The sequence below is a fragment of the Qaidamihabitans albus genome (genome assembly GCF_016464705.1).
GTDB classification, from domain to species: Bacteria; Actinomycetota; Actinomycetes; order Mycobacteriales; family Pseudonocardiaceae; genus Qaidamihabitans; species Qaidamihabitans albus.
Window position 1 is genome coordinate 302234 of sequence record NZ_JAEHOB010000007.1, and the last position, 25039, is coordinate 327272.

Annotated in this window: 26 protein-coding genes; 8 read left to right on the forward strand and 18 right to left on the reverse strand. The window is 70.6% G+C overall.

Annotated elements, in window-relative coordinates; translation table 11 throughout:
* Nucleotides 1-222 precede the first annotated feature (222 nt).
* On the forward strand, nucleotides 223-1299 hold the full coding sequence (gene galT, locus JAP66_RS16610; RefSeq protein ID WP_199432635.1) for a galactose-1-phosphate uridylyltransferase: 1077 nt from the start codon (nucleotides 223-225) through the stop codon (nucleotides 1297-1299).
* A gap of 107 nt (nucleotides 1300-1406) precedes the next feature.
* Here galT and JAP66_RS16615 read toward each other — a convergent pair whose 3' ends face one another.
* The 4 genes from JAP66_RS16615 to JAP66_RS16630 form a co-directional block, all read right to left on the reverse strand.
* On the reverse strand, nucleotides 1407-2135 hold the full coding sequence (locus JAP66_RS16615; protein WP_199432636.1) for a response regulator: 729 nt from the start codon (nucleotides 2133-2135) through the stop codon (nucleotides 1407-1409).
* On the reverse strand, nucleotides 2093-3235 hold the full coding sequence (locus tag JAP66_RS16620; protein ID WP_199432637.1) for a hypothetical protein: 1143 nt from the start codon (nucleotides 3233-3235) through the stop codon (nucleotides 2093-2095). Before JAP66_RS16620 ends, JAP66_RS16615 begins: the two co-directional genes overlap by 43 nt.
* Complete coding sequence (locus JAP66_RS16625; protein WP_199432638.1) at nucleotides 3222-4340, reverse strand: sensor histidine kinase; 1119 nt, start codon at nucleotides 4338-4340, stop codon at nucleotides 3222-3224. Before JAP66_RS16625 ends, JAP66_RS16620 begins: the two co-directional genes overlap by 14 nt.
* Nucleotides 4341-4421: 81 nt before the next feature.
* Nucleotides 4422-5087, reverse strand: coding sequence for a DUF4386 family protein (locus tag JAP66_RS16630; protein ID WP_199432639.1), 666 nt, complete (start codon nucleotides 5085-5087; stop codon nucleotides 4422-4424).
* Nucleotides 5088-5154: 67 nt separating this feature from the next.
* On the opposite strand from JAP66_RS16630, the gene JAP66_RS16635 reads away from it, so the two are divergent.
* Complete coding sequence (locus tag JAP66_RS16635) at nucleotides 5155-5781, forward strand: TetR/AcrR family transcriptional regulator (RefSeq protein WP_199432640.1); 627 nt, start codon at nucleotides 5155-5157, stop codon at nucleotides 5779-5781.
* A gap of 51 nt (nucleotides 5782-5832) precedes the next feature.
* On the opposite strand, the gene JAP66_RS16640 is transcribed toward JAP66_RS16635, so the two are convergent.
* Nucleotides 5833-6198 (reverse strand): MerR family transcriptional regulator, encoded by a 366-nt coding sequence (locus tag JAP66_RS16640; RefSeq protein WP_199432641.1) that lies wholly within the window; start codon nucleotides 6196-6198, stop codon nucleotides 5833-5835.
* A gap of 65 nt (nucleotides 6199-6263) precedes the next feature.
* Here JAP66_RS16640 and JAP66_RS16645 point away from each other — a divergent pair, with 65 nt between their 5' ends.
* Nucleotides 6264-7067 carry an aminotransferase class IV family protein gene (locus JAP66_RS16645; RefSeq protein ID WP_199432642.1) on the forward strand — a complete coding sequence of 268 codons (804 nt, stop codon included), beginning with the start codon at nucleotides 6264-6266 and terminating at the stop codon, nucleotides 7065-7067.
* A 243-nt stretch (nucleotides 7068-7310) separates the two neighbouring features.
* On the opposite strand, the gene JAP66_RS16650 is transcribed toward JAP66_RS16645, so the two are convergent.
* Nucleotides 7311-8972, reverse strand: coding sequence for a catalase (locus JAP66_RS16650; RefSeq protein ID WP_199432643.1), 1662 nt, complete (start codon nucleotides 8970-8972; stop codon nucleotides 7311-7313).
* Between the two features lie 295 nt (nucleotides 8973-9267).
* On the opposite strand from JAP66_RS16650, the gene JAP66_RS16655 reads away from it, so the two are divergent.
* Nucleotides 9268-10068: an IclR family transcriptional regulator gene (locus JAP66_RS16655; protein WP_199432644.1), complete on the forward strand. Its 801-nt coding sequence runs from the start codon at nucleotides 9268-9270 to the stop codon at nucleotides 10066-10068.
* 47 nt (nucleotides 10069-10115) lie between these two features.
* Here the strand turns inward: JAP66_RS16655 and JAP66_RS16660 are convergent, their stop codons facing one another.
* From JAP66_RS16660 to JAP66_RS16715, 12 genes are all read right to left on the reverse strand, one after another.
* Entirely contained in the window at nucleotides 10116-11693 is a 1578-nt protein-coding gene (locus JAP66_RS16660; RefSeq protein WP_199432645.1) for an ABC transporter substrate-binding protein, read from the reverse strand.
* Nucleotides 11690-12622: an SDR family NAD(P)-dependent oxidoreductase gene (locus tag JAP66_RS16665; protein WP_199432646.1), complete on the reverse strand. Its 933-nt coding sequence runs from the start codon at nucleotides 12620-12622 to the stop codon at nucleotides 11690-11692. Before JAP66_RS16665 ends, JAP66_RS16660 begins: the two co-directional genes overlap by 4 nt.
* Nucleotides 12623-12649: 27 nt before the next feature.
* Nucleotides 12650-13690, reverse strand: coding sequence for an ABC transporter permease (locus JAP66_RS16670; RefSeq protein WP_199432647.1), 1041 nt, complete (start codon nucleotides 13688-13690; stop codon nucleotides 12650-12652).
* Complete coding sequence (locus JAP66_RS16675) at nucleotides 13687-14646, reverse strand: ABC transporter permease (protein WP_199432648.1); 960 nt, start codon at nucleotides 14644-14646, stop codon at nucleotides 13687-13689. The genes JAP66_RS16670 and JAP66_RS16675 overlap by 4 nt, the downstream gene beginning before the upstream one ends.
* Entirely contained in the window at nucleotides 14643-15638 is a 996-nt protein-coding gene (locus tag JAP66_RS16680) for an ABC transporter ATP-binding protein (RefSeq protein ID WP_199432649.1), read from the reverse strand. Before JAP66_RS16680 ends, JAP66_RS16675 begins: the two co-directional genes overlap by 4 nt.
* Nucleotides 15628-16650: an ABC transporter ATP-binding protein gene (locus JAP66_RS16685; RefSeq protein ID WP_199432650.1), complete on the reverse strand. Its 1023-nt coding sequence runs from the start codon at nucleotides 16648-16650 to the stop codon at nucleotides 15628-15630. Before JAP66_RS16685 ends, JAP66_RS16680 begins: the two co-directional genes overlap by 11 nt.
* A 57-nt stretch (nucleotides 16651-16707) precedes the next feature.
* Entirely contained in the window at nucleotides 16708-16938 is a 231-nt protein-coding gene (locus JAP66_RS16690) for a hypothetical protein (protein ID WP_199432651.1), read from the reverse strand.
* Entirely contained in the window at nucleotides 16935-18035 is a 1101-nt protein-coding gene (locus JAP66_RS16695; protein WP_235999050.1) for a hypothetical protein, read from the reverse strand. Before JAP66_RS16695 ends, JAP66_RS16690 begins: the two co-directional genes overlap by 4 nt.
* Nucleotides 18032-18589, reverse strand: coding sequence for a UGSC family (seleno)protein (locus tag JAP66_RS16700; RefSeq protein ID WP_199432652.1), 558 nt, complete (start codon nucleotides 18587-18589; stop codon nucleotides 18032-18034). Before JAP66_RS16700 ends, JAP66_RS16695 begins: the two co-directional genes overlap by 4 nt.
* A gap of 105 nt (nucleotides 18590-18694) precedes the next feature.
* Entirely contained in the window at nucleotides 18695-19783 is a 1089-nt protein-coding gene (locus JAP66_RS16705) for an amidohydrolase family protein (protein ID WP_199432653.1), read from the reverse strand.
* Nucleotides 19784-19803: 20 nt separating this feature from the next.
* On the reverse strand, nucleotides 19804-20910 hold the full coding sequence (locus tag JAP66_RS16710) for a zinc-dependent alcohol dehydrogenase (RefSeq protein ID WP_199432654.1): 1107 nt from the start codon (nucleotides 20908-20910) through the stop codon (nucleotides 19804-19806).
* Between the two features lie 54 nt (nucleotides 20911-20964).
* Complete coding sequence (locus tag JAP66_RS16715; RefSeq protein WP_307849592.1) at nucleotides 20965-22236, reverse strand: phenylacetate--CoA ligase family protein; 1272 nt, start codon at nucleotides 22234-22236, stop codon at nucleotides 20965-20967.
* 213 nt (nucleotides 22237-22449) lie between these two features.
* Here JAP66_RS16715 and JAP66_RS16720 point away from each other — a divergent pair, with 213 nt between their 5' ends.
* The 4 genes from JAP66_RS16720 (at nucleotide 22450) to JAP66_RS16735 (ending at nucleotide 25038) form a co-directional block, all read left to right on the forward strand.
* Nucleotides 22450-23052, forward strand: a complete 603-nt coding sequence (locus JAP66_RS16720) for a TetR/AcrR family transcriptional regulator (RefSeq protein ID WP_199432656.1) — start codon at nucleotides 22450-22452, stop codon at nucleotides 23050-23052.
* A gap of 40 nt (nucleotides 23053-23092) precedes the next feature.
* A complete protein-coding gene (locus JAP66_RS16725) occupies nucleotides 23093-23578 on the forward strand; it encodes a nitroreductase family deazaflavin-dependent oxidoreductase (RefSeq protein ID WP_199432657.1) in 486 nt (161 codons plus the stop codon).
* A gap of 195 nt (nucleotides 23579-23773) precedes the next feature.
* On the forward strand, nucleotides 23774-24577 hold the full coding sequence (locus tag JAP66_RS16730; protein ID WP_199432658.1) for an alpha/beta fold hydrolase: 804 nt from the start codon (nucleotides 23774-23776) through the stop codon (nucleotides 24575-24577).
* Nucleotides 24574-25038 carry a MarR family winged helix-turn-helix transcriptional regulator gene (locus JAP66_RS16735; protein ID WP_199432659.1) on the forward strand — a complete coding sequence of 155 codons (465 nt, stop codon included), beginning with the start codon at nucleotides 24574-24576 and terminating at the stop codon, nucleotides 25036-25038. The genes JAP66_RS16730 and JAP66_RS16735 overlap by 4 nt, the downstream gene beginning before the upstream one ends.
* The last annotated feature ends 1 nt before the right edge of the window (nucleotide 25039 follow it).

Sequence of the window (25039 nt, forward strand, 5' to 3'; positions counted from 1 at the left end):
ACTTGCGACCAAACCCGCCCATGTTTCAACAGTGCTAGGGGCGTACCAGACAGAGCCGGACACGCGCTGGACGACTTCCGCGCTACGCAACAGGCCACGACTGCCTTCCGCAACACAACACTCCTGGTGAGCACCGCGAGCGAGCAAGTCTGTTGGTTTGTGTTTCTTCATGGTTGAATGCGTGCCGATCCCCACGTGCGTGGCCCGAGGAGCGATGACCCGGTGAAAAGGACGACCACGACGCTGGCCGACGGCCGCGAGCTGCTGTACTTCGCGGCCGACGGCGAGAGCGTGCACGTGCAGCCGGATCCACGGCGGCTCCCCGCGGTCAGCACGGCCTCGCAGATGCGGCTCGATCCCCTGCTCGGCGAGTGGGTGATGATGGCTTCGCACCGGCAGCACCGCACGTTCCGGCCGCCGGAGGACGACTGCCCGCTGTGCCCTTCGGCGAACGGGCGGCAGACCGAGATCCCGTCGGCTGCCTACACGGTCGCGGTCTTCGAGAACCGCTTCCCGAGCCTGTCCCCGCACGCCGGGCCCGGACACGTCGACGTGCGCCACCCGCTCGTTCCGGTGCGTCCCGGCTACGGCCGGTGCGAGGTCGTCTGCTTCACCAGCGACCACCACGCGCGGTTCGCGGACCTGAGCCACGACCAGGTCAGGGTGGTCGTCGACGCGTGGGCCGACCGTACCGAGGAACTGTCCGCGCTCGACGGTGTCGAGCAGGTGTTCTGCTTCGAGAACCGGGGGCCGGAGATCGGGGTCACGCTCGCGCATCCGCACGGGCAGATCTACGCCTACCCGTTCGTCACGCCGCGCACCCGGCGGATGTGGGAGGTCGCGCGCGGGCATCGCGAGCGCACGGGCGGGAACCTGCACGCCGACGTGATCGCCGCCGAGCGGGCGGCAGGACTGCGGGTGGTCGCCGAGACGACCGACTGGGTGGCCTTCGTTCCGGCCGCGGCGCGCTGGCCGGTGGAGGTGCATGTGTACCCGCTGCGGCGGGTCCGGAGCATCCCGGAGCTGGACGACGCGCAGCGGCAGGAGTTCGCCGGGCTCTACCTCGACCTGCTGCGCCGGTTCGACCGGCTCTACGACGCGCCGCTGCCCTACATCTCCGCCTGGCACCAGGGGCCGGTCAGCGACGACGACGACCTCGGCTACCTGCACCTGCAGCTGTTCTCCGTGCGCCGCGCGGCCGACAAGTTGAAGTACCTGGCCGGTTCGGAGTCCGGGATGGACGCCTTCATCACCGACGTGCTGCCGGAGGACCTCGCCCGCCGCCTCCGCGAGGTGTGACGTCGCGCGCGGGCGGGCAGGCAGGCAACGTGGTACCTGCCGCCCCTCGGCCGGCAGGTACCACGTCACACGGCTGTCCCCCCGGCAGTGCCGCGGCGATCACCACGCTATGCGGGCAGGGAATCCTCTGCTGTCGGGTGAACGCCCGACACCGCGGTAACGGTTTGGTTGAGCTCCGCGAGCGTGACGAGGCCGTCGTCCAGTGCCCGGCTGACCAGCTCGCTCTTGGTACGGGCCGTCCTGCCCGCGTTCGCGTACTTGATCCGCACCCGGGTGATGTGCGTGTCGACGGTCTTGACGGTGATGTTCAGCTTCGCGGCGACGAGCTCCTTGGACGACGAGGCGAACCAGGACCGCAGTACCTCCGCCTCACGCACGGAGAGACGCGGCCGGCCGGGGGCATCGTCGGCCATGAGCGCACCCGACAACGACGGTGCCGTGTACGGCCTGCCCCGCGCGGCCGCCCGGATGGCCGGGACCAGGTGCGCCTGCCCTTCCCGCTTGGTCAGGTAGGCGAGTGCACCGAGGTCGACACACTTGATCGCGGTGGCTTCGTCGACGTGCTGCGAGTAGACGATCACGTAGCGGCCGCTGTCCACCAGCCTGCGGAGCTCACCGAACGCCGGCTTGCCGGGCACCAGTTCCAGGTCGAAGATCACCACGTCCGCGGCCGCGCCCGGCCCTGTCCAGACCTCGCCGAGCCGGTTCCCGGCATCGACCAGGGCGATGGGCGGCACCGCCTGCTCGCACCAGTACCGGACGCCCGCGGCGATCGCCACGTGATCGTCGACGATCACCGCCGTGACGGCGTCGTCCGCTGTCGAGTCGCCTGCCATTGGACCTCCATCCAGATCGTCTCGTCGTCGCCGAACGTGTCGATTCGCACGCCGGGCACCTTGGGGCTCGGCACGTCCACCGCTCCGCAGTCCGCGACGACACTCACCGATACGCGGGCGGAATCGCCGATCACGGTGACCCGCGCCCACGAGGCAGCGGTTGCGAGAGCCGTGAGCGCGGCCTCGGTGAGGTCGCGCCGGACGGCCACGGGCAGCGGCGGCCATCGGCCGCGGATGTCGAGCTCCACCAGCACGCCCTTGCGGTCGGCGACATCGGCACAGTGGCGGAGCTCGTGCAGCAGGGGGTTCGCGACGGTGTCCACCTCCGCGAAAAGCCGCCGCATCCGGGCCGCTTCGATCGCGCAGCGACGCTGGACCCCGGCCTCGTCCGGAGTGAGCGAACCGTCGGCCAGCCCCTCCAGCAACGGAATCGTGTTCTCGGCGAGTTCGGCGAAGCGCTGCTGCCTGAGCCGGTGCGCGGCGGCCGCGACGGCCTCCGCGGTCCGCGCCTGCTCGATCTCCCTGCCGGCAGCCGCCGCCGCGCTGCCGAGCCTGCGCAGCACCGAAGCCACCACGGCCACGCACAGGGGGAAGCCGATCACGTTCACCGAGCCCGTGGCGAACCGCAGCAGTGCCGCCCGGCTGACGTCGTCGAACACGAGCAGGTTCAGCAGGGCAGTGAGCTCGTGAGCCAGTAGAAAGGCCACGAGTATCCATAGTGGACGACCGAGTAGAACGACGACGCCGACCCAGTTGGCGGCCCCGAAGACCCAGTCGACCGAGGTCGAGGTACGACCGTCGGGCACGGTGGCGTAGGAGAGAGCGGACGCGGCGAACACCACGGCGATCGCCGTCCGGCGCAGGGAGCGGCGCCACGGCCTGCGCAGGACGAGCAGCACCGCCTCGACGCCGAGCACGGCGGCGAGTGCCGCGAAGGCGCCAGCCTGCGCCAGGGGCTGGTCGTAGCGATCCCAGTGGCGCACCAGGCTGGACAGGCCGAGCCCGCAGACGATGACGACGGTCACGAGCAGGGTCGCGGTCCGCAGGCCGAGTTGCAGCTGCGCCCGCGTCCGCACTTCGCCGGTGTCATCCACGGCCATGGCCCCACTCCAGGCGCACGACCGTGCCGCTTCCCACCGTGGAGGTGATCACGGCTGTACCGCCGACACGGCTCATCCGGCCCCGCACCGAATCCCGTAGTCCACGGCGGGTGGCCGGGACGTCGTCGGCCGAGAAGCCGCTTCCCTCGTCGGCGATGTCGAGCCGCAGTCCCACCGCGTCACCGCGCAGCCGGACGGCCACCCGTTCCGTGCCGGCGTGTCTTCGGACGTTGTTGAGAGCCTCCCCCGCCGCATCCGCGATGGCTCTCGCGACCCCGGAAGGCAGCGGCAGCAGTGCCGGGCCGTCGAACTCGACGTCGAGGTGCACGGCATCGAGGTCGGCCCGCAGCAGCTCGACGAGATCGGCGTGCCCGCGTGGCCGCGCGCCGTCGGAGCGCAGCCGGTCCAGGTCGCGCCTCGCCTGCGGCCCGAGCCAGTCGGCATTCGCGGGCACCTGCCCGGTACCGACCATCAGCAGCGTCGTGGCCGCGGTGTCGTGCAGCGCGTTGGCGAGCTCGCGCTCCTCGGCGCGCACCGCGGCGGCCACCAGCGACTCCCGGCGCGCCCGTTCGGCCTCGGCGGTCATCCGGTCGGCCCGCGCGGCGGCACGTTCGACGAGCACCCACGCCGTCCTGGACAGCGCAGCCGCCACCAGTACCCACGCGATCGCCTTCAGCACACTCCCGTCCGCTCCCGTCGCGGCGGCGGCGACCAGGAGCCCGCCGTCGACCACCAGCGCGGCGATCCCGCCCGCCAGCAACGAGGTGTGCCACTGGTAGGTGACGCACGCGAAGGTGATGAGCAGCCTGATCCAGCCGACATTGGTCTCCTCGACGGCGCCGGTCCAGAAGACACTCAGGCATACACCGAGCAGCACCACCACGTCCACGACGACGGGCAGGCGGCCCTCGGCCCTCAGCAGCCACCACCCGTACGCGCAGGTCCATACCACCATGACACCGACCACCGACGCGGTGGCCGCCAGCTGCTGCGCCGAGACGCGGAGCAGGGCGACCGCGGCGATCGGCAGCAGAGTCGCCATCCGGAGGACCACCGCAGACCGGCGGCCGAACCGCCACAGCAGCCCCGCGGCTCCCCCAGCCACCCCAGTCACCTCGCCCCGCCTGCCAGCTCCGGCCACGCGACCGTGACATTACCGGCAAGCCGCCCAGGGCGGAGCGAACAATCAGTGTTCGTCGCCGGCCGGGGCCGGCAGGCGGATCAGGGTGATGCCGTAACCGACGATCCACGCGACCCACATCAGCCAGCCGGCCAGGCCGAGCAGGCCGAGCGGCCCGGTGTGGTCGATGACCAGGGGAGCGAGCGTGGCCGAACCGAACAGCAGCGCGGCGGCCAGCAGTCCCAGGCCGCCGTGCCACTGGCGAATGAGACCGGCACGCAAGCCGGCCACGGACAGTCCGATGAGGGCCAGTGCCAGAAAGGTGCCGTTGAGCGTGAACAGCGCGTCGTGCAGCGCCCAGAGCCCGGCAGTGGTGCCATCGTCGGCGGTGGCCGAGGCGAGAGCGAGCCGGATCGCGATCACCCCGGCGAAGGTGCCGTTCTGCAGGATCAGGCCGGCGAGCCCGACCAGGGACCACGCCTCGCCCCGCCCGCGATCGGACGGCCACAGCGCCGAGACCGCACCGGCGCCGAACACGGCGGCCAGCACCCAGGCGATCGGCCCGAGCGAGGACGCGATGCCGACGGCATCTTCGTTCTCGGTGAAGAACGCGGCGACCTCGGCGGTGTCGGCGTCCGTGCGCGGCAGGCCGGCCGGCACCACGACGGCGTTGCCGAGGACGATCAGCGCGGCGAAGCCGAGCCCGGCGAAGCCACCGAGACGGGCGAACACCAGCCCTCCTGCTTTGAGTTTACGTACCATATATTGAATATACACAGCGGAAACCCCGAGGACGATCATGAGTGCAGAGAGAGGCCGGCGCCGGTACGACTCGTTGCGCAGGACGGCGCAGGCGCAGGCGACCCGGGCCGGGATCGCCCATGCGGCCCGGCGGCTCTTCGTCTCCCGTGGCTGGGCGGCGACGACCGTGCGCGATGTGGCGCGTGAGGCGGGAGTCGCCGTGCCGACGGTCTACGCGGCCTACGGCAACAAGGCGGGGCTGATCTGGGCCCTTGCCGATGCGGCCGACCTCTCGGCCGATGCCTCGCGGCAGCTCGCGGACCTGGAAGCCGCGCCGAGCGACCCTGAGCGGCAGCTCGCGGCGATGGCCTCCTACGACCGGCGCCTGTTCGAGCGCGCGGGCGACGTCATCACCCTGGTACGGGAAGCGGGCCGGACCGAGGACGAGTTCGCGACGGCATACCGCGAGGCCCGCAGGCGCGGCGACGAGACCCGGGTCCAGGTGTTCTCGTCCTGGCCGGAAGGCGTGCTCCGGCCCGGCCTCGACATACCGTCCGCGGTTGACATCTACGCCGCGATCTGCAACATCGACGTCTACACGACGCTCACCACGGAACGCGCGTGGCCGCCCGATCGGGTCGAGCGATGGTGGAGCGACGCGCTGGCCCGCGAGCTCCTGCGCTGAAGCCGGTCACCGCTCGTGAGTGCCTAGCCGAGTTCTAACTCTGCTCGGCACTCACGAGCCTTGACGCTCGGCAGGGGTCGTGGTCGTGGCGAGGAGACCGGCGAGCGCGGACCTGGCACTACGCAGCGTGGAGATCCTGTCGTCCAGGCCGTGGAGGTGCTCGCGCAGTGTTGCCGTCGCGCAGTGGTTCAGCTCCGGGCCCGGGCCCTCGACGCAGGGCAGCATCTGACGGATGGCGCTGGTGGGCAGGCCGGCGGCGAGCAGGGCCCTGATGTGACCGACCACGACCGGGGCATCATCGGCATACCGGCGGTGGCCACGGCCGACGCGGTGCGACGTGAGCAGTCCCTGCTCCTCGTAGTAGCGCAGCAGGCGCGGGCTCACGCCGGTCGCGCGCGCCAGGTCACCGATCTTCATCCTCAGTGTGATCTCCCCCATCCGCGCTTGAAACTCACACCTGTGTCAGATCCTACGTTGCCGTCATGACCTCTTTCGTCGTCGAACGTAACGGCAGGCCGGCGACCGCCGGGGAGCTGGCGCCGCTCGCCTTCGCGGGCTACGCACACTTCACCGCCATGCAGGTGCGCGGGGGCCGGGTCCGAGGGCTCGACCTCCATCTGGAGCGGCTGCGGTCCGCCTCGGTCGAGTTGTTCGGCCGGGCGTTGCCCGACGACCGGGTGCGGTCCTTCCTGCGGACGGCACTGGCGAGCGGTCCCGCCGACCTCTCACTGCTGGTCACGATGTACTCGCCTGCGGGCGAGTTCACCGTGGCCGAGGCCGACACGGAGCCCGAGGTGCTGGTCCGTACCGGGCCGGCCGCATCCGGTCCCGTGGGCCCGCTGGCACTCGCGGCGGTCGAGCACGAACGTGTCCTGCCTGCTGTGAAGCATGTCGGCGAGGTGGCCAAGACGTACTTCCTCCGCCGGGCCGCCGGACAGGGTTTCGACGACGCCGCCTTCGTCGACCACCGGGGCAGGCTCAGCGAGGGCTCGATCTGGAACCTGGCCTTCTGGGACGGCGCCGCGGTGGTGTGGCCCGGGGCCGAGATGCTGGCCGGCACCACGATGGGCATCGTCCGCAGGCAGCTCGACCGCCTCGGTGTGCCCCAGCGCACGCAGGAGGTCACGCTCGCCGACCTGCCCGCGCTGGCCGGGGGCGTCGTCATGAACTCCTGGACACCGGGCGTCGCGGTCCACCGGATCGGCGCGGTTGCCCTGCCCGGCGCACCGTCCTTCCTGGACCTGCTTCACCGGGTCTACCAGGCCGAACCGCTCACCACGCCGTAAGAGGCCTGTCCTCGAACTGCCGTAGCGGACCATAGCGCACTGTTTGAAGCAGGTCACCGCTCGTGAGTGCGTAACAGCGTTCTAACTCGCGTACGCACTCACGAGAGGTGACCGGGGATCAGGAGCGGGTGGCCGAGGCGCGCTCGTCGGGAACGCAGTGCGTCATCCTCAGGTCGGCGACGTCCCGGCGGCCGTTGCGGCCCAGGTTCTCCAGCCNACGCACTCACGAGAGGTGACCGGGGATCAGGAGCGGGTGGCCGAGGCGCGCTCGTCGGGAACGCAGTGCGTCATCCTCAGGTCGGCGACGTCCCGGCGGCCGTTGCGGCCCAGGTTCTCCAGCCGCTTGCGGTCCTCCTCGGTGAGATCCTGGCTTGCCAGCGGCTTCAGCGCTGCCACGTCGTCCGCACCGATGCCGAGGCCGTCGCCGACGCGCTGACCGAGCTCGTCCTCGGCGAGCAGGAAGTGCCACACCATCCGCTCCTGGATCGGCCGTTCGCACTGGGACAGCAGGTTGACCAGGTTGCGCACGAGGTCGTCCTTCTCCCAGTCCTCCATGAGCAGGTAGCGCTGGCCCGCCTGGACGTAGTCGTTGGTCCGGGGAATCCGCTTGCGGGTCAGCCGCCCCTCGATCCGCGGGCCCTGCTCGTCGTGCGTGGGGTACTGGCCCTCCCGGAGCCCGCCGGTGATGGACGGCTCGTAGTTGACATGGGGATTGCCGCCGCCCTGGTCGACGTAGTAGGTCATCTCCCCGTCCCGCTGGTTGGTGTGCACCCGGCCGTTCTTCGGCTGGTTCACGGGGAGCTGGAGGTAGTTGGGCCCGACCCGGTAGCGCTGCGTGTCGCTGTAGGAGAAGGTGCGGCCGACGAGCATCTTGTCGTCCGAGAAGTCGAGGCCGTCCACCAGCACACCGGTGCCGAAGGCGATCTGCTCGTTCTCCGCGAAGAAGTTGCTCACGGTGCGGTCCAGCACCATCCTGCCCACCGGCTTCGGCGGGAACTCGTTCTCCGGCCACACCTTGGTGTCGTCGAGCGGATCGAAGTCGAGTTCGGCGTGCTCCTCGTCGGTCATCAGCTGGACCAGCAGCTCCCACTCCGGTGGATCGCCGCGCTCGATGGCCTCGTGCAGGTCCCGGGTCGCGTGCCCCAGCTCCTCGGCCTGGATCGCCGCGGCGTCGGCCTCCGTCATGCTCCGCACGCCCGAGGCCGGCATCCAGTGGTACTTCACGAGCACGGTCTCACCCGCCTCGTTGACCCACTTGTAGGTGTTGACGCCGAAGCCCTGCATGTGCCGGTAGTCGGCTGGGATGCCACGCGGGCTGAACAGGTTCACCAGCATGTGCATGCTCTCCGGCGTCTGCGACATGAAGTCGAAGATCCGGTTGGGCTCCTGCCGGAAGGTCACGGGATCGGGCTTGAGCGCGTGGATGACGTCGGGGAACTTGATCGCGTCGCGGATGAAGAAGACGGCGAGGTTGTTGCCGACGAGATCCCAGTTGCCGTCCTCGGTGTAGAACTTCACCGCGAAGCCGCGCGGGTCACGGGCGCACTCGGACGAGTCGCGGCCCCCGATGACAGTGGAGAAGCGCACGGCGACGTCGGTCCGCTTGCCCTGCTCCTGGAACAGCTTCGCCCTGGTGTAGCGGCCGATGGGCTCGTCGCCCCACGTTCCGTACGCCTCGAAGAAGCCGAACGCGGTGGTGCCGCGGGCGTGCACGACCCGCTCGGGAATGCGCTCGCGGTCGAAGTGGCTGATCTTCTCAAGGAACTGGTAGTTCTCCAGAGTGGCGGGGCCGCGAGTGCCGACCGTCCGCTGGTTCTGGTTGTCGTAGACGGGATGCCCCTGCCGGTTGGTCAGCACGGGGCGGTCGTCCCCCGGTCCGGGGCCCTGGCTCGACACGTCCGTCATGGCACTCGGTGTCCTTCCTGCACGACGGTCTGGACGAGGTCTTGCGGTGCATACCCGGCCGCTCCCCGCCCTAACCGTGCCTCAGGACGCAAGTCAGTCGTACGTCATTCGTCCCGGACCGGCATGCCGGACCTGGTCGGCCGCGCGCGGCGGGACGACGGTTGTGACATGGCTCTCCGGTGCCGAGAGTAAACCTGACCCGGGCGGCGCTGGACGACGACGTTGGCGCGCAGGACCGACGTGCCTCGTACCCAAGGTTCCTGCCGCCACACCCTCGCGACCGGAGGAGCTGAGCATGACCACCACCACCGCCGAGCCACCCACTGACTCGCTCGCGCCCGCAGGCCGGACGGCGGCGGGCCGTGTTCTCGCGGTGCTGGGCGCGTTCGACTACCAGCACCGGCTCCTTTCGCTCAGCGAGATCGCCCGCAGGGGCGAGCTGACACTGCCGACCGCGCACCGGCTCGTCGCCGAACTCGTCAGCTTCGGCGCCCTCGAACGGGGACACGACGGGCGCTACGGCGTGGGGCTGCGGCTGTTGGAGCTGTCGGCTCTCGCGCCACGTGGCCTCCAGCTGCGCGAGATCGCCTTCCCCTTCCTCAGCCATCTGCACCGGACCACCGGCGGCAACGTGCACCTCGGCGTCCGCGACGGCAGCGAGGTGGTCTACGTCGACACCATGCGGTCCCGGCTGAGGCATCCGATCACCAGCCGGGTGGGCGATCGGTGGCCGCTGCACGCGACGGGTACCGGCCTGGTCCTGCTGGCCCATGCCGGCCAGGATGTGCAGGACGAGGTCCTGAGCGCACCGCTCGAACGGTTCACCCCGAAGACCGTGGTCGACCCGGGAGAGCTGCGCCGGATCCTCACCCAGATCCGGCGTACCGGCGTCGCCGTGGCGCACGGGCAGATCACGCTGCCCAACACGGTGGTCGCGGTCCCGGTCCTCGCCATCTCGGGTGAGGTCACCGCCGCCATCTCCGTCGTGGTCGAGTCCGAGCGGGCCCGCCCGCGCGAGCTGGAGATCGCGCTGCGCGAGGTGTCCCGGGCGATCAGCCGGTCGCTGAAGGCCGCGAACGGAGTCCACACCGGTTGACGAGCCCGCCGGGCCCGGCTCGTGGTGAGCCGGGTCCGGCGGTGCGGTCACTCCTGGGTCACCCACACGTCGGCGAGCCGCCTGCCCTGGTAGATCGGGCTGGCGTACAGGTCGTGCACGCGCTCGCCCGCGATGGTGTAGTCGAACTTCTGGATCGGATAGAGGGCCTGGCGAATCTCCGTCTCCATGCGGAGCTGCGCCTGCCGGTACAGCTCGCCACGGGCCGCCGGGTCGGTTTCGGCGCGCGCGCCGGCGATCAGGTCGTTGAGCTCCGGATCGTCGACCAGGGCGTAGTTCTCGATCGAGTCGGGTTCGAAGTCACGCCACACCTGGTCGGCAAGGTGCACCCCGCGCAACGCCTTGGCCATCGCGAAGTCGTGACTGCGCCGGCGATCGATGCCGGTAGCGGGGTCGACGATCTCGATCTCCACCTTCACCCCGATATCGGCGAGGTCGGCCTGGATCCACTGCGCCTCGCGCACGTCCTCGTCGTCGACACGCTGCACCGTCAACGTCGTGGAGAACCCGTTCGGCAGCCCGGCCTCCGCCAGCAGCGACCGGGACCCCTCGGGGTCGAACGGGCGAACCTCGCGGACCTCCTCCTCCGTGAGCGCGGCGTCACTGGTGTCCGGCCGGAGCATCGAGGTCAGGTTGAACCGCCCGCGGATGTTCTCACCCATGCCGGCCCAGTCGATCCCCTCGACGACGGCCTGCCGCACGCGGGGATCGTCGAAGGGCTCCCGCTCGGGGTTGATGTAGAAGCTGACCGGGGCGCCCGGGGTCTCGGTGATGCTGAAGCCGCCCCGCGAACGGAACTCCTCGGCCATGTTGGCATCGCTGGTCGTGCCGACATCGAGGCGTCCGCTGCGCAACGCCGCGGTGACGGCGGCGGCGTCCGTCATGATCGGCCTGCGGATCTCGTCGAGGTAGGGGCGCCCGGGCACGAAGTAGTCCGGATTGCGGCGCAGGACCCATTCGACGTCGGGCTTGTGGCTGTCGAGGATGAACGGGCCAGTCCCGATCGCCTTGGTCGCCAGGTCGAACTCGCCCTCGACACCCTCCCTCGGCAGGATCATGTTGAAGTGGTACGCGAGGTATTCGAGCAGCGGACTGTAGGGCCTGCTCAGGGTGAAGACCACCGTGTGCTCGTCCGGCGCGGAGATGTCGGTGACCGGCTCAATCATCCACCCGTGCACGCCCGTCGACTGCTTCAGTGCCTGGAACGTGGCCACCACGTCGTCGGCGACGAACGGCCGGCCGTTCACCGGCGCGACGTCGTGCCAGCGCACGTCGTCGCGGAGCTGGAAGGTGTAGGTCAGCCCGTCGGGCGTGATCTCCCACGACTCCGCCAGGTCGGGCACGACCTCAAGACCCTCCACGCCGGGGCCGGTCTTGAACTCCACCAGCTTGCTGTAGACCGTGCCGGAGACGATCCCCATCGCGGTCGGGTCACTCGACTCCAGCGGGTTGATGCCGCTTTTGATCTCCGCGGGCAGCTGCAACACCAGGGTGCCGCCGGGAACCGGCTCTCCCCCCGGACCTGCCGAGGACCCGCCCTCGCCGCTGCAACCCGCCATCGTCACCACGGCCGCCGTCAGGGCCGCGAACAACGCACGTCGCTTCATGTCAACTCCTTGTCGAGCTCACCGGTGACGTCGAGCGGGACCAGCGGAACGGGACCCGCGACCTCGGATGCGGGGGCCGGTGCGTAGGCGAAGTTCTTCGCCCGCGCGCCGCCGTCGACCACGAAGTCACATCCGGTGATGAGGCGGGCGTAGTCCGAGCACATCCACGCGACGCAGTGCCCGATGTCGCTGGGTGTGCCGGTCGTGCCCATCGGCACCAGGGGCGGGCGCGCCCCGGACCAGCGCGCCGGCCTGCGCCATTCCTCCTGGCCGGTTTCGCCGCCGATCCCGCCCGAGCGGGGCCGGTCGAGCACTCCTCCGGCGCCCTGTTCCGCGACGAGCTCCGGGTTGTCGGGCGTCGGTGCCGTCGGCGTGAAGCTGTTCACGCGGATGCCGTAGGGCGCCAGGTCCATCGCCGCCGCGCGCACGAAGTTGTTGACACCTCCCTTGTGGAAGGCGTAGGCGATCACGCCGGCGGAGCCGGACCAGCCGTTCGAGGACGAGATCGCGACGATCGAGCCGCGGATTCCCCGCTCCGCCATGTGCCGGCCGACGTACTTCGTGTTGAGGAAGTTGCCCATCGCCGCGACCTGGACGGCCCGCCCGAAGAACTCCGCGCTCTCGTCGAGCACGCCCATGCCACCCAGCAACGCGGCGTTGTTGACGAGGATGTCTATGTGGCCGCAGGTCTCGACGACCTTGTTGATGTAGCCGAGGACCTGCTGCTCGTCGGTGACATCGCCGGGAACCGCGATCGCCTTCCCACCGTTGCGCTCGATCCGCTCCACCGCGGTCTTCGCGGCCGCCGGGTTCAGGTCGTTGCAGGCCACCGTCGCGCCGTAGCGCGCGAGGGCGAGCGCGATGCCGCTGCCTATGTTCGGGCCTGTGCCGGTGACGAGGGCGACCTTGCCCTCCAGCGATATCTCCATGAGTCTCCTTTTCGGACTGTTCGATGCTCAGCGCGTGGATGTCGTCGGTGGTCCTTCTCCGGGGTCTCCTTCGGCGCGCTCGACCGCGCGGGCGAGGGTGGGGGCGAGCCGGGAGGGTGGCCGCCCGCGCCACCAGCGCGGCCGCACCGAACGCGGGGAGACCCGGCCCGCCAGCCGCGGGTCCAGGTGGTCGCGCAGCGCGTCACCGATCAGGTTGAACCCGAACACCGCCAGTGAGAGCACGACCGCGGGAACGATGATCAGCCAGGGCGCCCGTTCGACGTAGCGCACGCCTTCGGAGAGCATGAGCCCCCACGAGGGCGTGGGAGGTGGTGCGCCGATGCCGAGGAAGCTCAACGCCGACTCCGCGATGATCACCCCGGCGAAGATCAGGCTGCCCAGCGTGAACACGGGGGCGAACATGTTGGGCAGCACGTGCCGCACCAGGATCCGCCCGATGGTCGCTCCGGTGGCGCGGGCGGCCTCGATGTAGCGCTCCTCCCTGACCCGCAACGCCTCGCCCCTGGCGATCCGGTTGAACGACGGGGTGATCACGACGGTCAGTGCGATGATCGTGTTCCGGATCGACGGGCCGAGGATGACGGCGATGAACAGCAGGAGCACGATGCCGGGGACCGCCTGCACGGCATCCATCACCCGTTGCAGGACAACGTCGACCACGCGGCCGAAGTACCCGGAGATCACCCCGATCGTCGTCCCCAGCACCAGGCTCATCGCGGTGGTGACCACCCCGATGAGCAGCGACGTGCTGGCGCCGTGGATGGTGCGGCTGAGCACGTCCCGGCCCAGGTCGTCGGTGCCGAGCGGGAACCGGCCCGACGGTGGCTGGAGGATCTCGCGGCGGAACTGCTCCAGGGGGTCGTACGGCGCCAGCAACGGCGCGAACACGGCCACGAGGACAAACGCGGTGACGAACACCAGCGCCACGGCGCCCAGCGGCTGAGCCACGACGAACCCGCGCAGTGCGGCGAACACGGCTCTCGGACCGCGCCGCCGGGTAGGCGACGGCTCGCCCGCCTGTTGGTGGATCTTCTGCTCCTCGCTCATGACAGCGCCCTCCCGGTGCGAATCCTGGGATCGACGAGCGCGTACAGCAGGTCGATGATGATGATGATGACCACGAACAGCGCCGCGTAGAAGATCGTGCAGGCCACCACCACGGGGTAGTCGCGGTCCAGCACGGCCTGGTAGATGAGCTGGCCGGTACCGGGAATCGAGAACATCTGCTCGATGATCACCGTTCCGCCGAGCACGGTCGCCAGTTCGAGGCCGAGCAGGGTCAGCACGGAGATCGTCGAGTTCCGCAGGGCGTGCTTCGCGATCACGGTCCGGTTGCCGGCGCCCTTGGCCCGCACCGCGCGGATGTAGTCCGAGCCGAGTGACTCGAGCATCGACGAGCGGGTCATCCGGGCCATGGCGGCCATTCCGCCGGTGCCGAGCGCGAAGACCGGGATCGCGATCTGCTGGAGCCAGCTTCCGAAGTCCTCTCCAGGGCCGGCGTAGACGAGCGGGGGTGACCAGGCGAACCAGAGGGAGAACATCGTGAGCAGCAGCAGGGCGACCACGAAGTTGGGCACGGAAAGGAACGCGACGGCGAACGCCCGCACGGCGCCGTCGGTGGCCGACCCGCGGGTGACCGCGGCGACGATGCCCAGACCGATCCCGAGCAGCGAACCGATCACCATCGCGAGCAGGCCGAGCTGCACCGTCACCGGCACGCGGTCGAGGAACAGCGACAGCACCGGTTCCCCGCCGTAGTACGAGGTCCCGAAGTCGCCCTGGAACGCACCGGCCAGCCACGTCCACAGCTGGACCCACACCGGGTCGTCGAGGCCGAACTGGGCGCGCATCGCCGCGGCCTCCTCCGCGCTCACCCCGGTCTCCTGGAGCTGGAGGCTGACCGCGTCACCCGGCACCATGCGCATGATCACGAAGACGAGCACGGTGACCAGAGCCATCACGACGGCGCCGTAGGCAAGCCTGCGGAGGGTGTAGAAGATCATGTCGCGGCCACCTCCCGCTGGGGCTCGGCCAGCAGGCACGCGACACTGCGGTCGGCCGAGACCTGGCGCAGGGGCGGAACGGCGGCCCGGCAGGCATCGGTCACGTGCGGGCAGCGGGTGTGGAAACGGCATCCCGAGGGTGGAGCGCTCGGGCTCGGGGGCTCGCCGACCGGCAGTGACCGCGCGGTCCGCAGCGGTCCGGTCGTCGTGAGCTCCGGGATCGCGTCGACGAGCATCCGGGTGTAGGGATGGCGGGGATCGGCGAAGATCGCGTCCCCGTCGCCTCGCTCGACGATCTCGCCGAGGTACATGACGCAGACCTCGTCGGACATGTACCGCACCACGTTGAGGTCGTGGGCGATGAAGAGGTAGGACAGCCCACTCTCCGCCTGCAGCCGCTTGAGCAGGTTCAGGACCTGTGCCTGTACGGATACGTCGAGCGCCGAAACCGCCTCGTCGCACACGATGAGGTCGGGGTCGGTGGCCAGTGCCCTGGCGATGCCGATGCGCTGCGCCTGCCCCCCGGAGAACTGGTGGGCGTACTTGTACAGGTCGCGGGCGCCGAGGCCGACCCGTTCCAGCAGCTCCACCACCCGGGCGGGCAGGTCCCTGCCGCGCGCGAGGCGATGCACCACGAGCGGTTCCCCGACGACCTGCAGCACGGTCATGCGCGGGTTCAGCGAGCCGGCGGGATCCTGGAACACGATCTGCATCCTTCGCCGGAGGCCGCGCAGCTCGGTCCGCGACGCACGAAGGAGATCGGCCCCGTCGAAGGACATCCGCCCCGAGGTCGGCTCGAGCAGCCGGAGCACGAGGCGCGCCACGGTCGACTTCCCCGATCCGGACTCGCCGACGAGACCGACCGTGCGTCCACGGGGGATCGACAGCGACACCCCGTTGACCGCCTGGACGACACCGCCCCGCCGCCGGAAGTGCTTGACCAGGTCGTGCGCCTCGAACAGCGTGGGCGTGAGCGCCGATTCACCTGACACCGGGCACGCTCCCTCCGGCCGCCACCGGCTCGCCGGCCTGTCCGGCGTCGTGGCGCCAGCAGCGGCTCGACCGGCCCGGCTCGATGTCGAGCAGCGGTGGCTCGCTCGTCCGGCATCGGTCCAGGACCTCGGGACATCGCGGGTGGAACCGGCAGCCGGCCGGGAAGTCCGCGGCGTTCGGCACGCTGCCCGCGATGGCCGGCAGCGGCACGTCCCGTGGCGTGGTCGGCGTCGCGATCGAGTCGATCAGCGCCCGGGTGTAGGGGTTGCGAGGCGACCGGAGCACATCGGCCACCGCCCCCTGCTCGACGACCCGGCCCGCGTACATCACGACGACGCGGTCGGCCATCTGCGCGACCACCGCCATGTCGTGCGTGATGAACAGCAGCGACGCGCCGTGCTCATGCTGCAGCTTGCGCATGAGTTCGAGGATCTGCGCCTCGACGGTGACGTCCAGCGCCGTCGTCGGCTCGTCGGCGATGAGCAGTGCCGGATCGCAGGCCAGCGCGATCGCCACCAGCACCCGCTGCTGCTGCCCGCCGGACAGCTCGTGCGGGTAGGAACGGAGGCGGCGCTCGGGATCCGGGATCCCCACCTCGCGCAGCAACTCGGCCGCGCGCGCACGGGCCGCACCGCGGGAGATCGGCCGGTGGATCCGGAGGGCCTCCGCGATCTGGCCGCCGATCGTGAACAGCGGATCGAGCGAGCTCATCGGATTCTGGAACACCATGGCGATCTCGGAGCCCCGGAGGCGGCGCAACCGTTCCCTGCCCGCGCCGACGAGTTCCTCACCCTGGAAGCGAACCGATCCGGAGGTGATCCGGCCGCTGCCGAGCAGCCCGAGCACCGCGAGGGAGCTGACGCTCTTGCCGGAGCCCGACTCGCCGACCACGGCGACCGTCTCCCCGGGGGAGACCGTGAACGACACGCCGCCCACGGCCTCCACGGGACCGGCCGGTGTGGGGAACTCGACGCGCAGATCGTCCACGGCGAGCAACGGAGGAGAAGTCATCGTCGGCTTTCCTTGGTCTGTGCGGTGGATGATGCGGTGGCGGGACCGGCTCCCGGCTCAGGCCGGATCGGTGGGATACACCAGCTCGATCGCATCCTCGGGCACACCGAGCGCGGACGTCAGCACGGACCGCATCACCGGCTTCGGCACGAGGCAGTCGTCGCAGGACTCGGGCCCCGCGGTGATCGTCACCTGGTAGCCGGTCTCCGACTCCGTGACGGCGAGCCGGTAGTCGTCGGCGGCGAGCGTGTCGCGAAGACCCGCGAGTGCCTGTTCGTCGATGCTCATGATCGGTTTCCTCCGTCCGATTCGGACACCGCGGGACGGCGCACCGGATGGGCCGTGCGGGACCAGCCGCCGAAACCGAACGGGCGCATGACCATCGACATGGCCGCGTTGCGCGCGCCGGTGACGACGATCGGGATCTGGTCCGGGTCCGGCACCATCCGCAGCTCCCCGGTTCCCTCGTCCTGCCCCTGCTCGATCTCCTTGCCCGCCCGCCGCAGATCGGCGGCACCGCGCCTCGCGTGCCCGGAGATCCACCGCTGAACGTCGGCCTTGGACATCCCGGCCTCCGCCAGCAGTTGCGCGTGCTCGACGCCGAGGAGCAGCCCGGCCGAGGAGTTCCGGCCGATCACCGCACCGGTCCTGGCGACGGTGTCGGTCAGGTCCCACAGCACGCCTTCGGGGTCCGTGGTGTGCCGGTTGTCCACGTACTCGCAGGTCCGCAGCAGCATCGCCGAGACGGCATCGGCCCCTGCAGGCAGGCCGAGCTCGGTCGCCAGCGGCTCCCACGGGCTTTCCTCCTCGTTCTCGCCGACGCAGAGGGTGAACCGGCCGGGGATGCCCTGTGTCGCCTGTTCCAGTTCCTGTGGGCGGATTCCGAGTACGTTGCGCACCACCAGGCCGACGGCCCTGGCGATCGTCGCGTTCGCCCGGAATCCGGGACCGAGCACGCCGCCCGCCGAGTTGATCCCCAGCTCACCACGGATCGGGCCGTTGACGATGATCAGCGGCGCAGGCCCGCTCGTGCTCTGCCAGCCGCCGCCGGTGACCACCCGCTGGTTCATCAGCGCGTCCCAGGCGGCCAGGACCACCGGGAGGTACTCGGGGCGGCACCCGGCCATGGCTGCGTTGACTGCGGCCTGCTCGACCGTGCACCTCCGCCCGAGGTGCGGCACCGCCGCGACCACCTCGTGCCGGTCCCGTGGCGTCACCGCCAGGAACTCCTCGACGACCGCCTCGGTCACCGGGACGATCGGCAGGCCGTCCGTCCAGCCCTGGGCGTAGGCGTGCTCGATCGCCTCCCTGGCGTAGTGCAGCCGCGCGGTCTCGTCCACGTCCTCGGCGTCGTCCGAGGCGGCGCTGCCGGTGACGGCGGTCATCGGGCGACCGCTCCCGGCCGGGCACCGGTCAGGAGGCCGACGATCTCGGGAAGGGCGGTCCGGGCCCGCTCGCGCACGGCGTCGGCGTCGAGCGACGCGACGGGATGCGGCGTGCGGACGTAGCGGTAGCCGGGGCTGCCGCGCAGGCCCGCCATCGCGTCGGCGCTGACCTGGAACGCGTCGCTGCAGATCACCGCGGCGGGCAACCCGGCGGCTTCCAGGGTGATCCCGTCGACGACCGCCGAGGCACTGCACGAGCCGCAGTCCCCGACGCCGACCACGACGACGTCGCAGGTGTCGACCAGTTCGGTGAGGATGTCCGGTGGTACCGGGTCGGTGATACTCAGCTTGGTCCGCCGCACCACGTCCGCGATCGCGTGCTCCTCGGCGAGCGACTCGGCGACGGCGTCCAGGAAGGCGGCCGCGTTCTGCTTCGTGTTCGCCAGCAGTCCGACGGTCAGCCCGTCGAGCCGGTCCGTGCGCTCGGCGAGACGCGGTGCGTCGCCGGCGGCGACGTCCGGACCGGCGGTCGGATCGATCATCTTCTCGAACATCCGGGACTCCTTCCCCTCGGAGCGCGCACCGGAAAGCGGCGGTGGCACCGGGAATCGAACGCGGGGCGACCGCGCGTCGCGGCAGGTGAGGCCCGCCGTGCGCGGCTACCGGCCCGCTGCGTTTCCTACGCTAGTTCCGCGGCTGTGCCGGTCGCTACGGGACTTTCGTGCGATGGAATGCGCGCCGTGATCGGCGTTCGGCTCGATTCCCAGCCAGCGGAACGCGTTGTGCCAGGTGATGTCCGCCAGAACGGCGTCGGGCAGCTCCATCGACCGCAACGTGCGGCCCGCGGGCTCCTCCCGAGGCATCGCCGGGAAGTCCGAGCCGACGAGCAGCCGCTCGTGGCCGAGCAGGTCGATCAGGTACCGGATCGCGCGCCGGTCGAACACCATCGAGTCGTAGTAGAAGCGGCGCGCGTAGTCCAGAGGCGACGGTCCGTCGTCGTGTGCGAAGGCCCGCTCCGGCACCGGCGGCTCCTCGTTCCACGAGCCGCCCCAGAAGTACTGGGCTCTCGGCAGCATGAGCGGGAAGCCGCCCGCAGCATGGCTGAACGAGATCCGCAGCTCGGGGCAGGCCGCCGCCGTTCCTCCGGTGATCATCGAAGCGGCGGCGGTCGCCCCTTCCAGGCCGACCACGTAGGTTCCCATGGCAGAGGCGGGAAGCCGGTCCGTCGGAGCGGGCATGGCGTGGACGAACACGGCGAGATCGAGCCGTTGCGCCTCCGTGAAGAACGGCAGGAACTGTTCGTCCCCGATGGAGCGGCCGAGCACGCTGGACGCGACCTCGACCCCGCGAAGGCCGTGCTCCTTCAGCACCGCGAGCTCCGCCGCGGCCAGGTCGGGATCCTGCATCGGCACGAGGCCGAATCCGATCAGCCTGCCGGGGTCGGCCGAGCAGAGCGTCGCGGTGAACTCGTTGACATGCCGTGCCAGCGACAGCCCCTCGGCTCCCGGCAGGTCGTAGCGCAACAGCGGTGGCATCGGGGTGAGTACCTCGACGTCCACACCGGACTCCTCCTGCGCCGCGATGCGTCGCTCGGCGTCGAAGAAGACGTCCCGGGCACGGAAGCGGGTCGCACCCCACAGCAGCAGGCGGGCGGTCTCGCCGTCGATGGACTCCATGCGGGGAAAGGAATCCGGCGCGTCGGCCGGGTAGTCGCGTGGTAGCAGATGGGCGTGGGTGTCGACGAGCACGAGTGCCTCCGGATCTGGGATCAGCCGTGGGGATGGACGGAAACGTGCACGGCGCCGGCGTCCGGCACGTCGCCCGCGAGCGTCTCCATGGCCAGTGCGGTGTCGTCCAGGCCGAACGAGTGGGTGTGCATCCGTTCCAGCGGGAACCGGCCGGACTCGATGATGGCGATCGCGTCGGCGTAGCCGCGAGCGTCCACACCGAACGCGCCCCGCACGTTCAGCGCACGCTGGATGATGAGGTCGGTGCGCAGGGGAATCTCGGCCCCGCCCTTCAGACCGGCGAGCACCACGCAGCCGCCGTGCCTGGCCGCGAGCAACGCGTGGGAGACCGGCTCCGCCGCCATCGGGGTCAGCTCGAGCACGACGTCGGCCATCGCCCCGTCGGTGATCTCGCGGACCCGCTCCACCGGATCGTCGACCCCGTCCGGGCCCACGACGATCGTGTGGTCGGCGCCGAACTCGCGGGCGAGCTCCAGCTTGTGGGCGTCGGACGCGAGGCCGGTCACGATGATCGTCCCCGCTCCCGCGGCCCTGGCCGCGATCACCGCGGCGATGCCCCGCTGCCCGGCGCCGAGCACGAGCACGGTGTCACCGAGCCCCGCGCCGCCGAGGTGGACCGCCCAGCGCACGCCCGCCCCGAGCGGGTTGAACATGACCGCGACCTCGGCGGGGAGCCGCTTGTCGATCTTGTGCAGGACGGCACCGGGCGTGAGGTAGAGGTGCTCGGCCAACCCGCCCCAGAGCGACGGCGCCACGTCGACGCCGGTGACGCCGTGGGCGTAGCGGCGGTTCCGGCAGGACTGGTAGCGGCCGGTGAGGCAGTCGTGACAAGACCGGCAGGGCACGATCACCTCCAGCGCCACCCGGTCGCCCACCCGCACACCCCAGCGCTCGGCGGCGCGTTCGCCGATCTCCTCCACGATGCCAAGCGGTTCGTGGCCCGGCACCATGGGCGCTCGCCGGTCCCCTCCCATATGGCCCTTGAACACCTCGACGTCGCTGCCGCAGATGCCGTTGGCCTCCACCCGCAGCAGCCCGTCGTCCGGGCCGATCTTGGGACGCGGGAACTCCCGTATCTCGATCCGTCGTGGACCGACCTGCACCGCGGCCCGGACCGTTTCACCCATGAGCTGCTCCTGTCGTCGTGATCGCCGCGGTTCGCGGCGTGCGGAAGGTGGTGGTCACGGGGCGAGTCGGGTGAGGCTGGACTTCATCTCCGAACGCTCGATCGTCCCCGGCGGCACGAGATCGACCACCGCGCGCACGGAAAGGCGGGCCCGGATGAGCTCTTCGATCTCCCGCCCGAGCTGGTCGCGGTCGCCTGCTTCTCTTCCCCACTCCGCCTCCACCCGTAGCGGGGGCTCGACGCGTGGCCCCTTCGAGGGCAGCACGACATGCACCGCACCGGTGGTGCGCGGATACAGCGTCTGGACGAGGTCACGGATCGCGGAAGGGAAGACGTTCACCCCGAGGACGATGAGCATGTCGTCGCTGCGACCGACACAGCGGATCAGCGGCGCCCCGTCCGGACCGAGTCCCGTGACGAGCACCCGGTCGCGGGTGCGGAACCGCACGAGCGGGCAGCACTCGCGGTCCACCGAGGTGTAGACCAGCTCGCCCGACGCCCCCGGCTCGGGCACGACCGGCTCCTCGGTATCCGGGTCGATGAGCTCCACGACGACATGCCTGCCTCCGGTGAACCGCATTCCGTCGGTGCCGGGAGCCTCGCCGAACAGCACCGGTGCCATGTCCGCGTTACCCAGTCCCTCGGTGACGGGGGCTCCCCACTCCTGCTCGACGAGACGGCGGAACGCCGGTTCGCCGCCGCCGGGCTCACCGCCGACGAAGATCTTGCGCAGCCCGAACTCCTTGGGGTCGCGGCCCCGCTCGCGCAGGTGCTCCGCGAGGTAGCGCGCGTAGGAAGGGGTGGAGTGCAGGGCGGTGACGCCGAGGGTCTCCAGCGCCAGCACCGCCTTGTCCGACGCACCGGTGCCGATCGGGACCATCGTGGCGCCGATCCGCTCCAGCGCGTCGCGGATCGGGAGGCCACCGACGAACAGGGTGAGCCCGGCGCCGTGCAGGACCACGTCCTCCCGGGTCGCGCCCATCGTGCGGAAGGCACGGGCCACCATGTCGGTCCAGGCCTCGGCATCACGACGGGTCACCCCGGCCCAGCTCGGTCTGCCGGTCGTGCCGGTGGAGGCGTGCACGCGGATGACCTCGGTCATGTCCACGCCCGCGTGCCGCCCGAGCGGTTGAGTGGCTGCCTGCGAGTCGCGCAGCATCTGCTTGGTGGTGAACGGAAACTTGCCGAGGTCGTCGAGCGTCGCGAACGTCGCCGCGGTCACGCCGTGCTCGGCGAACAGGTCGGCGTAGAGCGGCGATCGGCCGGGCAGTTCCTCGAGCTGCGCGCGAAGCAGCTCGGTGACGGCCTCGGTGTCCTGCGGTGCCACGAAACTCGGTGTGAACACAGTGGTCCTCTCGGGTAAGGGGGACTACCGGTGTGGTGACCGACTCCAGCGGCCCGGACCGCGGGCACCCCGCCCAGCTCCCGGGAGACGCCGGCTTCCCTGCGTGAACTCACGGTGCCGTGCCACCGCCCGGCACGACGAGACTCTTTTCGTGACGCGGAAGGCCGTCAGGCGGACGTATGCTACATTAGTCGAGTGACTAACTTAGTCGATCGAGCAAGTTCGCGCCGTGGCCGGCACACGCGTGAGCAGCTCGTCGACGCCGGTATCGCGCTGCTCGGCGAGGGAGGCTGGAGCGCGATCACCACCCGTGCCGTGGCCGAGCGCAGCGGCGTCAACGCGGGGCTGATCCACTACCACTTCGGCGGCCTTCCCCGCCTGCGCGTCGAGATCGCCCGCAGGGCGGTCGATCTGGTCATCGGCCCCGTCGTCGAACTCCTCGTCGGCGCGCCGGACGAGCGGGCCGCGCTCGCGGCCGTCCGCGACGCACTGCCGGTCACCGCCGACGAGAGGTCGGCCCTGCCGCTTGTCGTCGAGCTGCTTGCCGGCGCTCTGCGTGATCCCGAACTCGGCGCGGACCTGCGTGAGCAGACACGACTCGCCCGCGACCGCATCGCCGACCGGCTCGCCGAGCTGCATCCGGACTGGACGCGGGGGCGGTGCGCCGGAACGGCCACGATGGCGATGTCGGCTTTGGACGGGCTGGCCCTGCACCTGATGCTCGATCCGGAGGCACCGGCGGCGGAGGCGCTGGACGCGGCCCACGACATGATCGCCGCGCTGGTGGACTGCTCATGACCGCGGCCGACACCGAACGAGACGCACAGAAAGGTCAAACATGAAGATCGTGAAGCGGCCCCAGCCGCCGACCGGCATCACCCGGCTGGTGTTCCGCCTGCCGATCCGCCTGTACCGGCTGGGCCTCGGGTGGCTACTCGGACGTCGGCTGCTCTACCTTGTCCACATCGGACGTAAGTCCGGCAGGCCCCGCGAGGTGGTGCTCGAAGTCGTCGGCCGGGACAGCGGCTACCTCGTCTGCGCCGGTTTCGGCCCCAATACGGACTGGTACCGCAACGTCCTCGACACACCCGAGGTGACGATCCAGGTCGGCAGGCACCGCACCAGGGCGGTCGCCGAAGCGCTGCCCACCGAAGAAGGGGGCGACGTCATGGCGCTCTACGGCGCCCAGCGACCCCGCCTGGCCAGGCGGGGCCTTCGCAAGCTGATGGGCATCGAGGTCGACGGAAGCACCGAGGACTTTCGCGCGGCCGGACGCACGCTTCCCTTCGTCCGGTTCACCCCGCTGCCGCAGCCAGCCGCATGACGCCCCCGCCCGCCGCACTTCGTGCTCGTGAGTGTTGAGCCGAGTTAGAACCCGCGTGTGCACTCACGAGGGGTGACCACGACGGCGGCAGGACGCACCGCCCGGAACCGACTCCCTGTTTGGTAAGGAAGCCTTGGTAAGTTACCTTACAAGGCGTCTGAAGCATCTGTCCGGCACGGCGGCTCGGAGGTCCCGGTGTTCGTACTCGATGAAGGCAGCGGCCCGGCCGTCGTCCTCGTTCCCATACTCGGCGCCGATCACCGGATGTACGCGCCGCAGGTCGAGGCGCTGCGAGACGAGTTCCGCTGTCTCGCCGTCGACCTGCGTGGCTGCGGAGCCTCGCCCACCCTCGACGGTGTCCCGGAGCACGAGGTCCTGCGAGTGCAGGCCCGGGAGATCGTCGAGGCCCTGGACGAACGAGGGATCGCGGCGGCGCACCTGGTGGGCATCTCCTACGGCGGCGTCGTGGTGGAGACGCTCATGCTGGAGCACGGCGAGCGTGTCGCGTCCGCGGTGATCTGCGACAGCCTGTGCGACATGCGGCCCCGCAGCCTGCCCGAGCGCCTGCTGATGGCGAGCGCGAAGGTCCAGCCTCTCCTCTACCGGTTGCCGCCGCGGTGGCTGTCCGCACTCGAGCAGCGCGTCTACCGGCGGTGGCCGGAGGCCGGGCAGGCGGTCGCGGACGCCCTCCTGAACTCACGCCGCGACGACCTGGTGAAGCAACGCCGTGCCGTCAACGCGATCCGGCTGGAAGACCGGCTGCGGCGCTGCGCGACGCCGACGCTGTGCGTGGCCGGTGCCTCCATGCCCACGGGAGTGGAGATGATGCGCCGGGTCCACGAGGCCCTGCCGGAGTCCGAGTTCACGCTCATCGAGGACTCCGTCGACCCCTCGAACCTGTGCCAGCCAGAGGTCTTCACGAAAACGGTCGCCGACTGGGTCCGGCGCGTCCACGCACCGTCTTCGCCGCAGGCCCGAAACGGTGATCTCCCGCGATGACCGGGTCATCGGCGAACGCCGGTCCGGCGTCACTGCCCCAGCTGATCAGCCAGCTGCTGGACTGGGTGGTCATCGGGCTGGACGAACACCTGAGCAGTCGCGGCTTCACCGACCTCAGGCCGACCCATGTGGTCAACGTGCTGCGGCACATCGACTGCGACGGCACCAGGCCGACCGTCCTGGCACAGCGGGCAGGGATGACCCCACAGGCGGTCAGCGAGCTGGTCGCGCATCTGGAGCAGGCCGGCTACGTCCGGCGGGTCCCCGATCCCGGCGACGGGCGCGCGCGGGTGGTCATCTACGCCGAACGGGGCGAGGCGGCGGCCGAGGCCGCCGCCGAGTACTTCGCGGAGCTGGAAGACCGCAGCGCGCGCATGGTGGGAGCCGAGCGGTTCGACGACGTCAAGGCCGCGCTGGGGCAGATCCTGCACTCGGGACACCCCGGCTCGCCCGGGCGGTAGC

Bases quoted from the DNA above. Each gene is read 5' to 3' on its own strand.
- JAP66_RS16695 (WP_235999050.1), bottom strand. From the start codon at position 18,035: ATGACCGCCGTCACCGGCAGCGCCGCCTCGGACGACGCCGAGGACGTG.
- JAP66_RS16650 (WP_199432643.1), bottom strand. From the start codon at position 8,972: ATGACGGACGTGTCGAGCCAGGGCCCCGGACCGGGGGACGACCGCCCC.
- JAP66_RS16655 (WP_199432644.1), top strand. From the start codon at position 9,268: ATGACCACCACCACCGCCGAGCCACCCACTGACTCGCTCGCGCCCGCA.
- JAP66_RS16675 (WP_199432648.1), bottom strand. From the start codon at position 14,646: ATGATCTTCTACACCCTCCGCAGGCTTGCCTACGGCGCCGTCGTGATG.
- JAP66_RS16685 (WP_199432650.1), bottom strand. From the start codon at position 16,650: ATGACTTCTCCTCCGTTGCTCGCCGTGGACGATCTGCGCGTCGAGTTC.
- JAP66_RS16735 (WP_199432659.1), top strand. From the start codon at position 24,574: ATGACCGGGTCATCGGCGAACGCCGGTCCGGCGTCACTGCCCCAGCTG.
- JAP66_RS16710 (WP_199432654.1), bottom strand. From the start codon at position 20,910: ATGGGTGAAACGGTCCGGGCCGCGGTGCAGGTCGGTCCACGACGGATC.
- JAP66_RS16645 (WP_199432642.1), top strand. From the start codon at position 6,264: ATGACCTCTTTCGTCGTCGAACGTAACGGCAGGCCGGCGACCGCCGGG.
- JAP66_RS16670 (WP_199432647.1), bottom strand. From the start codon at position 13,690: ATGAGCGAGGAGCAGAAGATCCACCAACAGGCGGGCGAGCCGTCGCCT.
- JAP66_RS16660 (WP_199432645.1), bottom strand. From the start codon at position 11,693: ATGAAGCGACGTGCGTTGTTCGCGGCCCTGACGGCGGCCGTGGTGACG.
- JAP66_RS16665 (WP_199432646.1), bottom strand. From the start codon at position 12,622: ATGGAGATATCGCTGGAGGGCAAGGTCGCCCTCGTCACCGGCACAGGC.
- JAP66_RS16690 (WP_199432651.1), bottom strand. From the start codon at position 16,938: ATGAGCATCGACGAACAGGCACTCGCGGGTCTTCGCGACACGCTCGCC.
- JAP66_RS16615 (WP_199432636.1), bottom strand. From the start codon at position 2,135: ATGGCAGGCGACTCGACAGCGGACGACGCCGTCACGGCGGTGATCGTC.
- JAP66_RS16620 (WP_199432637.1), bottom strand. From the start codon at position 3,235: ATGGCCGTGGATGACACCGGCGAAGTGCGGACGCGGGCGCAGCTGCAA.
- JAP66_RS16725 (WP_199432657.1), top strand. From the start codon at position 23,093: ATGAAGATCGTGAAGCGGCCCCAGCCGCCGACCGGCATCACCCGGCTG.
- JAP66_RS16640 (WP_199432641.1), bottom strand. From the start codon at position 6,198: ATGAAGATCGGTGACCTGGCGCGCGCGACCGGCGTGAGCCCGCGCCTG.
- JAP66_RS16635 (WP_199432640.1), top strand. From the start codon at position 5,155: ATGAGTGCAGAGAGAGGCCGGCGCCGGTACGACTCGTTGCGCAGGACG.
- JAP66_RS16700 (WP_199432652.1), bottom strand. From the start codon at position 18,589: ATGTTCGAGAAGATGATCGATCCGACCGCCGGTCCGGACGTCGCCGCC.